We start from the raw sequence: 12045 nt of genomic DNA on the forward strand, positions 1-12045 counted from the left end.
GGTCAGGTCAGCGCGGCGAGGCGGTCGAAGACCGGGTCGAGGCGCTGCACGAACCGCTCCGGGCGGCACACCTCGTCCAGCCGCGCCTCGTCCAGCGCCAGCCCCGCTTCGGCGGCGTGCTTGCGGAGGGTCTCGCGGAACGGGACGCCCGTCTCCCACGTCTCCATCGCGGCCTTCTGGACCAGCGGGTACGCCTCGTCGTCGCGGGACATCCCCGCCTCGACCAGCTCCAGCAGCACCGTCGAGGTGTAGATCAGGCCGCCCGTCGACTCCAGGTTCGCCGTCATCCGCGCCTCGTCCACGACGAGCCCGGACATCAGCCGGTTCGTCAGGTTCAGCATGTAGTCGAGCGCGATCGACGCGTCCGGCAGCGCGATCCGCTCCGTCGACGAGTGCGAGATGTCGCGCTCGTGCCACAGCGGGATCCCCTCCAGCACCGGGACGATCTGCGCCCGCACGATCCGCGCCATCCCCGCCAGCCGCTCGGAGATGATCGGGTTCTTCTTGTGCGGCATCGCCGACGAGCCCTTCTGGCCCTTGCCGAACGGCTCCCACAGCTCGCGGACCTCGGTGCGCTGCCCGTGCCGCACCTCCAGCGCGACCGCCTCGCAGACCGTCGCCATGATCGCCAGCGCCGACACCCACTCGGAGATCCCGTCGCGCATCACGACCTGCGTCGACACGTCCGCGCTCTGCAGCCCGAGCCTGCGCGCCACGTGCAGCTCGACCGCCGGGTCGATGTTGGAGTACGTCCCGACCGCGCCGGAGATCGCCATCACGCCGACCGCCTCGCGGGCGCGGCGCAGCCGGTCCCGGGACCGGGCCATCGCGAACGCGAAGTCGGCGACCCGGTGCCCCCACACGTCCGGCTCGCCGTGGATGCCGTGCGTCCGGCCCACCCGCAGCGTCGCCCGGTGCGCCAGCGCGTGGTCGCGCAGCGTCGCGACCAGCGCGTCCGCCTTCGCCAGCAGGATGTCGGTCGCCTCGACGAGCTGCAGCGCGAGCGCCGTGTCCAGCAGGTCGGACGAGGTCATGCCGAAGTGGACGTACCGGGCCGCCTCGCGCGGCTCGGTGTTGTCCGCCCAGGCCGAGAGGAACGCGATCACGTCGTGCTGCGTGACCGCCTCGATCTCGTGCACCGCCTCCGGCGTCGGCGGCGGCGCCTTGCGCACCGGCTCCACCACCTCCGGCGGGATCGTGCCGGCCTCGGCGTGGGCCTCGACCACCAGGGTCTCGACCTGACACCACAGCTCGTATTTGTGCGCGTCGCTCCAGACGCGCCCCATCTCCGGAAGTGTGTACCGCTCGATCACGCTTGCATTCTCCCATTACCCAGGGGGTGCGACCCCCCTGGAACCCCCCGTTACGACGGACGAGGCGTTTCCCGCTCCGCTAGAGCTCCGCGCGAAACGCCCACTTAGCCCAGGGGGCGACCCCCTGGAACCCCCCGTTACGACGGACGAGACGTTTCCCGCTCCGCTGGCGCTCCGCGCGAAACGCCCACTTAGCCCAGAGGGACGACCCCCCTGGAACCCCCCGTTGCGACGGACGAGGCGTTTCCCGCTCCGCTAGAGCTCCGCGCGAAACGCCTCGTCCGTCGTCGGGCAGGCCCGCTCCGCTCGCTGCACTCGCTCCGCGTGCCTGCCCGTGGCCGGGGTGCAGGTGGTCAGGCTTGGGCGGCGGTGCGGGCGATGTCGGTGCGGTGGTGCGAACCCGGAAGGGCGATCTCGGCGGCGGCCGCGTAGGCGGTCGCGCGGGCCGCGGCGAGGTCCGGGCCGGTGCCGACGACGTTCAGGACGCGCCCGCCGCCCGCGACGAGCCGGCCCTCCGCGCCGAGCTTCGTCCCGGCGTGCAGCACGTACGCGCCGTCGACCGCGGCGGCCTCGTCCAGGCCGGTGATCTCCGCGCCCTTCACCGGCGCCGCCGGGTACCCCTCGGCCGCCACGACGACCGTCACCGCGGAGCCGGGCAGCCACTCCAGCTCCACCGCCGGGTCGAGGCCGCCGATCGCGCAGGACTGGAGCAGCACCCCGAGCGGCGTCGCCAGCCGGTCCAGCACGACCTGCGTCTCCGGGTCGCCGAACCGCGCGTTGAACTCGATCACCCGCACGCCCTTCGACGTGATCGCGAGCCCCGCGTACAGCACCCCCACGTACGGCGTCTCACGGCGCCGCAGCTCGTCCACGACGGGCTGGACGACGCTGGACATCACCTCGTCGACCAGGTCGGCCGGAGCCCACGGCAGCGGCGTGTAGGCGCCCATCCCGCCGGTGTTGGGGCCCTCGTCGTCGTCGTAGGCGCGCTTGAAGTCCTGGGCGGGCAGCAGCGGGACGGCGGCCTGGCCGTCGCACAGCGCGAACAGCGACACCTCGGGGCCGTCGAGGTACTCCTCGATCACCACGCGGCCGCAGGCGGCGGCGTGCACGGCGGCGACGTCCCGGTCGCGGGTCACGACGACGCCCTTGCCGGCGGCGAGCCCGTCGTCCTTCACCACGTACGGCGCCCCGAACGCGTCGAGCGCCTCCTCCACCTGCATCGTCGTCTCGCAGACGCGGGAGTCGGCGGTCGGCACCCCGGCCGCCGCCATGATCTCCTTGGCGAACGCCTTGGACGCCTCGATCCGCGCGGCCTCCTTGTCCGGGCCGAAGCACGGGATGCCGGCCTTGCGGACGGCGTCGCCGACGCCCGCGACCAGCACCGCCTCGGGGCCGACGACGACCAGCTCGATGCCGAGCCGCCCGGCCAGCTCCACCACCGCCGTCGGGTCGCACGGGTCGAGCTGGTGGTTGTCCGCGATCTCCGCCGTGCCCGGGTTGCCCGGGGCGCAGTGGAGGGCGGTCACGGCAGGGTCGCGGTGCAGGGCGCGGGCGAGCGCATGCTCGCGGCCCCCCGATCCAAGGACGAGTACTCGCACGTCGAGCGAGCTTACTGGTCCCGGCGCCGCGGTGTGGGAGCCGGTAAGGCGGGCATAAGGCCCGGGCGGTAAGGCGTTATGGGCAGTGCCGGCCGGGCGTCGCGGACGCCGCCGGGCCCCGGTGAGGCGGCCGTCACACTGGTCCCACGTGAACCTCGCCGAAGGGCCCGGCGTCTTAAATGTCGGCTGGTAAGCTGCGACGGGCTTGACGCCCCGTGGCCGAGGTGCGCGAAAGGAGGTGGTCGGGATGAGTCCTGGCGATACTTGCAGTTCGCCGGAGAACCCTCACAGTCCGGGCAGGGCTGTCCATCCGTCCGCCTCCATCTGGCGTCCGGCCATCGCTCCCGCGCGCTCCCCTCGCTGATCCGAGCTCCACCGATCGGTTCCGGGTAGAGCGCGCCCCTGCGTGCGTGGCCGGCGGGTTAGGAGCACCTCATGGCCATGACACGAGTCCGTCCGGCGCGCGCCACCAAGTCGCTGTTCAAGGCCCGCGGGCGAACGCACGGTGCACAGGTACAGGGGCGCGCCCGCGACTCCGCCGTCATCGACTGGGCCGCCTACATCGACGGCCACCGCGCGTCCACCGCCACCGTCGAGGACGCCGTCCGCCTGATCCGCGACGGCCGCCTCACCCCCGACGGCGACAGCGCCGGCTTCGTCTGGGTCGGGCTGCACGAGCCGTCGGCCACCGAGCTGTCGGAGCTGGCCGAGGTGTTCGGCCTGCACCCGCTCGCCGTGGAGGACGCGATCCACGCGCACCAGCGGCCCAAGCTGGAGCGCTACGACGACGTCCACTTCGTCGTGATGAAGACGGTCGGCTACGTCTCCACCGGCCCGGACCAGGCCGAGGTCGTCGAGACCGGCGAGATCATGATCTTCTGCGGCCCGGACTTCGTGGTGACGGTCCGGCACGGCACGCACGGCGAGCTCGGCCCCGTCCGCCGGCAGCTGGAGAAGGACCCGGCGCGCCTCGCGATGGGGCCCGCCGCCGTCCTGCACGCCGTCGCCGACCGCGTCGTGGACGGCTACGTCTGCGTCGCCGACGCCGTCCAGGAGGACATCGACGAGGTCGAGGAGGCCGTGTTCTCGCCGGAGCGCACCGACGAGGCCCGCCGCATCTACCGGCTCAAGCGCGAGGTCATCCAGCTCAAGCGGGCCGTCGGCCCGCTCGCCGGCCCGCTGCGCAACCTGTCCGGCCGGCGCTTCGTGCCCGCCGAGATCAAGGAGTACCTCCGCGACGTCGAGGACCACCTCACGCGCGTCCGCGAGCAGGTCGAGGCCTACGACGAGCTGCTGAACCCGATCCTGCAGGCGCACATGACGCAGGTGACGGTCACCGACAACAAGGACATGCGCAAGATCTCCGCCTGGGGCGCGATCTTCATGGTGCCCACCGCGATCACCGGCGTCTACGGGATGAACTTCGACTTCATGCCCGAGACCCACTGGCACTTCGGCTACCCGATGATCGTCGGCGCCATCGCCTTCATCTGCCTCACCCTGTACCGAGGCTTCCGCCGCAACGGCTGGCTGTGACTATTGCAATCCCGGCCCAAGGGCCTCGCCTAGCGGCTCGGCCCTTGACCGTGCTCGGGCGAGCGCGGCATCGCTTCGCGATCTTCCCGGCGGGGCTCGCCTCCGGCTTCGCCCCGCCGGTCAGGTAACGCGCTCGCGCGGCGGCCGGGGTCTCCGCACGGGGCCCGGGTGGTCGGTGCGTCAGTCGAACAGGTCCTCGACCTTGTCGATCACTGCGGCTCGCCGGATCCACTTCTCGAGCATGCCGGTGTCGGTGCAGCCGGCGATGACCTCGCGGGTGGAGTCGGGGACCTGCAGGCCGCGCGCGTCCAGCATGACCAGCAGGGCCTCGGCTTCCCCCTCGGCGCGCCCCTCGCTCTTCCCGCGGCCGAAGTGCTCGCGGGCGAAGGGGCTGCTGACCAGCCAGGTGGACGAGGCCATGAGTTCCTCCAGAGTGCGACGTGCGGCTCGCGAAGCCATGTCGTATGCGTATTCATAGTACTGCGGTGCGTATTCGTTCGGCATGAGTTGCAAGCCGCGGACGAACGCTTCGGCCACCTTCCGCTCCTGGTGGACCAGCACCGACAGCACGGCCACTTCGGGGTGGGGCGCCACCTCGGCGGCGTCGCTGATCGCCGGGACGTCGTCCGGGCCCAGCACCACCACCTGGGCCACGTAGCCCGGCAGGTCGGTGGGGATCGGCTTGGCGAAGAACGCCGCGGTCGTCACGTCGGGGCAGATGCAGAGCAGTGTCACCGGACAGTCCAGCATCAGCCACAGCGATGCCGCGTACCTCGGGAGTTGCCGGCGTTTGGCCTCGCTCGACTCCTGCTGGACTTCCACGATGAGGCCGTGGAACGGCTGCTGTGGCGGTCCGGCCGAGATGACGTGTCCGGAGTGAAGTCCTTGGACGGCCGGTCGTTGAAGGCGTTGCTCTCTACGCGGACCAGTGGTGTGTGCGGTATGGCGACGCCCTTGAGGTCGCGGAGCATCTCGAGTGCCGACTGGGGACGGTCGCGGATCATCTGGTTGATCGCGTCATGCAGGGGGGACGGCATGAGCGCTAAGTTATCAGGTCATCGCGTTCTGTGACGGATTTTCCGGTCTCAAGCCCGTGTGGCGGTGGTCGGACGGGGGGCGGGGAAGCGGTCGGGGTAGTCGGTTACGAGGGCGTCTACGCCGTATTTGATGAGGCGGGTCATGTCCTCGGGGGCGTTGACGGTCCAGACGACGACCGGGAGGGCGAGGGTGTGGGCGTCCTCGACGAGGCCGGGAGTGGTGATGGCGTGCTCGGGGGACAGGGCGGTCGCGCCGACCGCGGCGGCGGCCGCCACCGGGTCGTCCGGCGGTAGGCCGGCAAGCCAGCGGGTGCCGGGGACGAGCGTCTTGCGTTCGATGAGCGCGGTGCGGCGGAGCGCGGGATGGTTGCGGTGGGCCTCCACCAGGACGCGCCAGTCGAACGCGAGGAGCCGGCTGCGGCCGGTCATCCCGGCCTTGGCCAGGACGTCGGCGACGGCGGCGGTGAAGAGGCCGATCTCCTCGTCCGTCCAGTCGGGGTCGGTCTTCAGCTCGACGGCGAGGCCTACGCTGGTCGGCGCGAGGAGCGCGCACGCCTCCGCCAGCGTGGGGATCGGCGTGCCGGGTAGCGGGCGCTGGGTGCGCGCGAACGCGTCGTCGCGCTGCCGGACGCCCGCGTCGACGGTCTTGAGCTGCGCGAGCGTCAGCTCCCTGACGGGCTTGCCGACGTAGGGGAACGCGGGGTCGTCCGGCCAGGCGGGCGCGGTGTCGGCGAGGTTCGCCGGCGACAGCACCTGGTCGTGGCCGAGGACGACGGCGCCGTCCGCGGACAGGCCGACGTCCAGCTCGATGACGTCCACGCCCAGGTCGGCGGCGTGCGCGAAGCCCGGCAGCGTGTTCTCCGGGCGCAGCCCGCGCGCCCCCCGATGACCGTGCAGTTCGACGGTCCCCCCGATGGTGATCACCGGGGGAACGGTACCGGCCGCCGCCGAACCCCGGGTGGAGGTCCGGTGAGGGCCGGGGGAACGGGGGGTCAGGCTCAGACCAGGGACCGCAGGGACAGGGTCTGGTCGCGGCCCGGGCCGACGCCGATCGCGGAGATCTGCGCGCCGGACATCTCCTCCAGCGCCCGGACGTAGGCCTGCGCGTTCTTCGGCAGGTCGTCGAAGGTCTTCGCGCCGGTGATGTCCTCCTGCCAGCCGTCCAGGTACTCCAGGATCGGCTTGGCGTGGTGGAAGTCGGTCTGGGTGGCGGGCAGCTCGTCGACGCGCTCGCCGTCCACGTCGTAGGCGACGCAGACCGGGACGCGCTCCAGGCCGGACAGGACGTCCAGCTTGGTGAGGAAGAAGTCGGTGATGCCGTTGACGCGGGTCGCGTAGCGGGCGATGACCGCGTCGAACCAGCCGCAGCGGCGGTCGCGGCCGGTGGTGACGCCGTACTCGCCGCCGGTCTTGCGCAGGAACTCGCCCCACTCGTCCAGCAGCTCGGTGGGGAACGGTCCAGAGCCGACGCGGGTGGTGTAGGCCTTGAGGATGCCGATCACGCGGGTGATCTTCGTGGGGCCGACGCCGGAGCCCGCGCACGCGCCGCCCGCGGTGGGGCTGGACGAGGTGACGAACGGGTAGGTGCCGTGGTCGATGTCCAGCAGCGTGCCCTGCGCGCCCTCCAGCAGGACGACCTTGTCGTCGTCGAGGGCCTTGTTCAGCACGAGCGTGGTGTCGGCGACGAACGGCCGGATGCGCTCCCCGTAGGCGAGGTACTCCTGGACGATCGGGCCCGTCTCGATGCGGCGCCGGTTGTAGACCTTGGTGAGGACCTGGTTCTTCTCGCGCAGCGACAGGTCGAGCTTCTGGGTGAGGATGTTCGGGTCGAACAGGTCCTGCACCCGGATGCCCATCCGGTTGATCTTGTCGGCGTAGGCCGGGCCGATGCCGCGGCCGGTGGTGCCGATCCGCGCCTTGCCGAGGTACCGCTCGGTGACCTTGTCGAGGGCCCGGTGGTGCGGCATGATCAGGTGCGCGTCGGCCGAGATCAGCAGCCGCTCGCAGCCGATCCCGCGCTCCCGCAGCCCGTCGATCTCCTGCAGCAGGACGGCCGGGTCGATCACCACGCCGTTGCCGATCACGGGCACGACGTCGGGCGACAGCACCCCGGACGGCAGCAGGTGCAGCGCGTAGCTCTTGTCCCCGATGACGACCGTGTGGCCGGCGTTGTTGCCGCCCTGGTAGCGGACGACGTAGTCGACGTCGCCCCCGAGCAGGTCTGTTGCCTTGCCCTTGCCCTCATCTCCCCACTGGGCACCGACAAGAACGATGGCAGGCATGCCACTTTTCCTTCCCACGACGAAGGCCCCGGTCGCCGCAAGCGCGAAGGGGCCTCTTGCGATCAAAGCGTACCCGTACCCGGCCGGTAAAGAAACCGCACCTCACCGCCCGGGTACGGGTGCGACGCGTGGGTCAGCCGGCGAGCGCGTCCGCCGCGGTGGCGCTGCTGTCGCGCAGGAAGGCGCGGCAGCGCTCGGCCTCGTCCTCCTCGCCGATGGCCGCGGCGGCCCGGGCCAGGGCGTGCAGGGCGCGCAGGAAGCCGCGGTTGGCCTCGTGCTCCCAGGGGATCGGGCCGTGGCCCTTCCAGCCGGCGCGGCGCAGCATGTCGAGGCCGCGGTGGTAGCCGGTGCGGGCGAAGGCGTAGGAGTCGATCACGCTGCCCTTGGCGAAGGCGCGGTCGGCCAGTTCGGCCCAGGCGCCCGGGTAGTCGGGGTGGCGCGCGGCGACCTCGAACGGGTCGACGCCGCCGTCCAGCGCCTCGCGGGCCTCGGTGTTGTCCGGCAGTTCCGTGGGTGGCGGGCCGCCGAGCAGGTTCTGGGTCATGCGGGTCATCGTAAGTCGACGCGCCGGGTCCGCATCAACCCGGGTCACGGCCGTGTCCCCGGCGGGCCCTCAAGCCGTCACCGCCGGCACCGGCGCGGTCTTCAGGCGGGGGCGGGCTCGCGCTTGTGCCTGGTGTACCAGATCGCGATGCCGCTGCTCACGACGGCGACGGGGAGCCACACCGCCGCGACGCCGACCAGGTCCTCGCCGCCGATCACCGGGGAGACGAGCCCGGCGCAGAACAGCACGAGACCGAGCCCGAGCGTGGCGGTCATGCCGGTCGTCGGGGCGGAGCGCACCAGCCGCCACGCGCCCGCGACGGCCGTCAGCAGCCCGGCGGGCACGACGATCAGCGCCAGGATCAGGACCCGCGCGCGCATGTCGGCGGGCGCGTCCTGCGTCCGCTGCGAGGCGCCGCCCCGGGCGATCTCCGTCAGCAGCCCGCGCCAGACCGTGCCGGTGACCCGGTCGCCCTTCTCCAGGTCACCGATCAGCGGCTTCCGGTTGGCGTACTCGGTCTTCCACCGGGTGCCGTCCGCGCTCGTCAGGTAGGCCCGGTCGGAATCGTTTCTGCCGCTGGTCAGGTGGATGCCGGCCACGGTGAACGGCTCCGTCCACCGGCACTCGGCGGGCTTGGCCGGCGCCGCGGCGCAGCGCGGTGCCGCCTCGTACGCATGCAGATCGCGCACGCCGTCGGGCGCGATCCGCACGCTCATGAGGACGCCGATCAGCACCAGGCCCGTCCCGCTCAGCAGCACGATGGCGGCACCGATCCGGCGACTCAGCATCCCCCGAAGGGACAGATTGCCCATGTCCCCATTATTCGCCCAGGTGATCGTGTTACGGCGTCGCCGCCTGGGCGAGGTCGTAGACGGCCTTGCTCTGCGCCCCGAATCCCTGCCCGACCGACCAGGGGCCCAGCGCCCAGGAGAGCGGCCCGAAGAGGTTGACGGCCGGAGCGTCGCCCGTCGAGTTGGTGAAGCGCGACGTCACGGCGACCTGCGTGCCCGTGCCGGTGGCGGGGTCGAAGCCGGTGAGCCACGGCCCGCCGCTGGACCCGGGCGACATGGCCGACGGCATGTCGTGGCCCATGTCGCCGAGCTGGGCGTCGTCGATGGACGTGCCGCTGTGGGCGTACATCAGGGTGCGCCCGTCGTAGCCGCGCCGCTGGGCCGCCGGAACTCCGAGGCTCTGGTTGGTGCCATCGTTGTTCTTGCCCCAGTACCAGTTGCGGATGTTGTCGGTCGGATAGCCGAATTGGTAGAGCTGCTTCGGGTTGCCGCTGACGTCGAACGCGATGTTCTGCGCGCCGACCATCTGGCCGATCGGCCGCGACTCGCCCGGCTTGGCGACGACGCCCATCCCGACGTCGGCGCCGAGGGTCCAGTTGGAGTGGACCTGCCACTGGTAGGCGACCCACGCCTGGGTGACGCCCCACACCCCGTACGGAGCGACGTCCGGGCCGGGCAGCGTCGTACCGGGCGTGCCGCCGGGCACGTGGCGGGCGAGGCCCGCCCCGTTGAAGCCGGGGATGAAGACCGCGTTGTCGGCCTCGTACGTCCCGGTCGCGCCGTAGTTGGAGTCGACGCGGAAGCAGTGCCCTGCCGCGGTGATGACGCTCTTGTTCGCGCTGGTGACAACGTTGGCCGAGCACGAGTTGTACCGCGTGTCGGAACTGTTGCTCGTGTTGTGCATGTGGACGAGGAGCTTGCCGGCGGTCCGGGAGATCAGCCCGCCGGAGCTCCAGGGTGCGCTGAGGTCGTCCCAGCCGCCGGTGGGCGCGTACGCGTCGGTGCCCTGCCCGTTCTCGTTGCCGTTGTCGTCGTTGAATCCCGCCTGCGCGATGCGGTCGATCGTCCAGTAGTTCACCTCGGCGGCGAGGTTCTGGTCGTGGTTCGTGCCCGCCGCGACCAGCGGCGGAAGCGCGTACGGGGGCGTGTCGCCGGCCTGCGCCGGCGCCGCGGTCAGCGCCAGTGCGGCGACGGTGCCGGCGACCGCGCCGCCCACCGTGCGGCCTCGTCGAGCGATCTTGCTGTGCATGGGACGGCCTCGTTCCCCTCGGACGGCGGCGGGAGGCGCCCCGATCATACAGACACACTTGTTCGTATGGAATCGACGTCCGATTCCTGCAAGCCGCAGAGGGCCTCACATGCCTACGCTGACCAGCAAGAAGACCCGAGACGCAGGGGGACCCCGTGACCGATTCGGACCTCACCGGCCTGGTCAACGTGGGCCGGGCCGTGGCCCGCTACTTCGAGCGCATCGGCATCACCCGTGTCGAGCAGCTCGCGGGCCAGGACCCGGTCGAGCTGTACGAACGGATGTCGGCCGCGTACGGGGAGCGGCTCGACCCGTGCCTGCTCGACACCGTCATGTCCGCCGTCGATCAGGCCGACGGCCGCCCCGGCCGCCCCTGGTGGCACTACACCCCGGAACGCCGCCGCCTGCTCGAGAAGCCCTAGCCGCCGCGGGCGTCAGGAGCGCGCTGCGGGCCTCGGTGGTGGGAGGGGCAGGTGGAAGTGGGCGGCGCCCTCCTCGGTGCGCGAGCGGGCGGCGGGCCAGCCGTGGCGGACGAACAGGAGCGCGTCCCGGTTGCCGAGGATGACGTCCGCGCCGAACTCGGTGATGCCGCGCCGCGCGGCGAGCTGCGTCAGGTAGCCGACCAGTCGGCTGCCGAGGCCGCGGCGCTGCCACGGGTCGGCGACGAGCACCGCGAGCTCCGCCCGGCACGGCACGCGGACGTCCCGGACGTACTCCGCGATCCCCACCATCTCCCCATCGGCCAGCGCGACCAGGGCCTCGCGGTCCCAGTGGTCGAGGCGGTCCATGGTGGCGACGTAGTAGTCGGGGATGCGCGGCGTGCCGGAGAAGAAGCGCGTGTAGAGGCTGGCGCCGGAGAGCCGGCCGGACATCCGGACGAGCCGCTCGCGGTCAGTCACCCCGTACGGCCGTATCCGCACGTCCTCCGGCGCGGCAATGTGAGCGACGCTGCGCACATTGAGTTGCTTCATGAAACCCATTGGACCGCAGCAGGTTGCGTCAAGCAACCCATATCTCGACGAACGGCCGGCCGATTCTTCGTCGGGATCCGCTACGCGCCCGGCCCGGGCCGCGGGTCGACGTCCCCGGGACCGAGGACGGCACCACAGGAGTCGCAGGTGAAGCCGGCGGTAAGCGAACCGGGGCAGCCCCGATGGCCGACGATCATCGGCGGCCCGTCCGGCGCGTAATGGCGGTCGCCCCACATGAGCAGCGTCATCATCGCCGGCCACAGCTCGACGCCCTTGCGGGTGAGGCGGTACTCGTGGCGCTCGGGCCGCTCCTGGTACGGGACGCGGCGCATGATCCCCTCGTCGCACAGCCGGGTCAGCCGGTCGGTGAGGACGTTGCGGGCGACGCCGAGCGCGTCCTGGAAGTCGTCGAAGCGGCGGACGCCCTCGAACGCGCTGCGGATGACCAGCAGCGTCCAGCGGTCGCCGACGATCTCCAGCGCGCGGGCGATCGAGCAGTTCTGCGATTCGTAGGTGCGGGGCAGCGCCACACACCCGAGACTACCGAAGTTTCATCACAAAACGCGCGAAGAGCCGGCTGCACCCCGGCCCGGAAGGCGGGAGCCCAGCCACCACCACGGGCGGGCACGCGGAGCGAGTGCAGCGAGCGCAGCGGGCCCGCCCGACGACGGACAACGCGTTTCGCGCGGAGCGCTAGCGGAGCGGGAAACGCGTTGTCCGT

General features: G+C 71.8%; 12 protein-coding genes. 2 read left to right on the forward strand and 10 right to left on the reverse strand.

Going from position 1 to position 12045, the window contains the following annotated elements; translation table 11 throughout:
• Positions 1-2: 2 nt before the first annotated feature.
• Positions 3-1313: an adenylosuccinate lyase gene (gene purB / locus J4709_RS47740; RefSeq protein WP_208252131.1), complete on the reverse strand. Its 1311-nt coding sequence runs from the start codon at positions 1311-1313 to the stop codon at positions 3-5.
• Positions 1314-1666: 353 nt separating this feature from the next.
• The gene (purD, locus tag J4709_RS47745) at positions 1667-2914 is read right to left on the reverse strand and encodes a phosphoribosylamine--glycine ligase (protein ID WP_208252132.1); all 1248 of its coding nucleotides are present in this window, start codon (positions 2912-2914) and stop codon (positions 1667-1669) included.
• Positions 2915-3349: 435 nt separating this feature from the next.
• Here purD and J4709_RS47750 point away from each other — a divergent pair, with 435 nt between their 5' ends.
• Positions 3350-4450 (forward strand): magnesium and cobalt transport protein CorA, encoded by a 1101-nt coding sequence (locus J4709_RS47750; RefSeq protein WP_173097364.1) that lies wholly within the window; start codon positions 3350-3352, stop codon positions 4448-4450.
• Positions 4451-4630: 180 nt separating this feature from the next.
• Here the strand turns inward: J4709_RS47750 and J4709_RS47755 are convergent, their stop codons facing one another.
• The 6 genes from J4709_RS47755 to J4709_RS47780 all read right to left on the reverse strand — a co-directional run bounded on the left by J4709_RS47755 (position 4631) and on the right by J4709_RS47780 (position 10353).
• Entirely contained in the window at positions 4631-5272 is a 642-nt protein-coding gene (locus J4709_RS47755; protein ID WP_232385166.1) for a hypothetical protein, read from the reverse strand.
• Positions 5273-5535: 263 nt separating this feature from the next.
• Positions 5536-6411: a glycerophosphodiester phosphodiesterase family protein gene (locus tag J4709_RS47760; RefSeq protein WP_307802115.1), complete on the reverse strand. Its 876-nt coding sequence runs from the start codon at positions 6409-6411 to the stop codon at positions 5536-5538.
• 74 nt (positions 6412-6485) lie between these two features.
• Complete coding sequence (locus tag J4709_RS47765; RefSeq protein ID WP_208252133.1) at positions 6486-7769, reverse strand: adenylosuccinate synthase; 1284 nt, start codon at positions 7767-7769, stop codon at positions 6486-6488.
• 133 nt (positions 7770-7902) lie between these two features.
• Positions 7903-8322 (reverse strand): DUF3151 domain-containing protein, encoded by a 420-nt coding sequence (locus tag J4709_RS47770; RefSeq protein WP_208252134.1) that lies wholly within the window; start codon positions 8320-8322, stop codon positions 7903-7905.
• A gap of 92 nt (positions 8323-8414) precedes the next feature.
• On the reverse strand, positions 8415-9125 hold the full coding sequence (locus J4709_RS47775) for a hypothetical protein (protein ID WP_208252135.1): 711 nt from the start codon (positions 9123-9125) through the stop codon (positions 8415-8417).
• Between the two features lie 28 nt (positions 9126-9153).
• Positions 9154-10353 carry a trypsin-like serine peptidase gene (locus J4709_RS47780; protein ID WP_208252136.1) on the reverse strand — a complete coding sequence of 400 codons (1200 nt, stop codon included), beginning with the start codon at positions 10351-10353 and terminating at the stop codon, positions 9154-9156.
• A gap of 155 nt (positions 10354-10508) precedes the next feature.
• Here J4709_RS47780 and J4709_RS47785 point away from each other — a divergent pair, with 155 nt between their 5' ends.
• On the forward strand, positions 10509-10775 hold the full coding sequence (locus J4709_RS47785; protein ID WP_208252137.1) for a helix-hairpin-helix domain-containing protein: 267 nt from the start codon (positions 10509-10511) through the stop codon (positions 10773-10775).
• 12 nt (positions 10776-10787) lie between these two features.
• On the opposite strand, the gene J4709_RS47790 is transcribed toward J4709_RS47785, so the two are convergent.
• Positions 10788-11324 carry a GNAT family N-acetyltransferase gene (locus tag J4709_RS47790; protein ID WP_232385167.1) on the reverse strand — a complete coding sequence of 179 codons (537 nt, stop codon included), beginning with the start codon at positions 11322-11324 and terminating at the stop codon, positions 10788-10790.
• Positions 11325-11404: 80 nt separating this feature from the next.
• Positions 11405-11854, reverse strand: coding sequence for a winged helix-turn-helix transcriptional regulator (locus tag J4709_RS47795; protein ID WP_208252139.1), 450 nt, complete (start codon positions 11852-11854; stop codon positions 11405-11407).
• Positions 11855-12045 lie beyond the last annotated feature (191 nt).

This window comes from Actinomadura violacea (assembly GCF_017573465.1).
Lineage (GTDB): Bacteria > Actinomycetota > Actinomycetes > Streptosporangiales > Streptosporangiaceae > Spirillospora > Spirillospora violacea.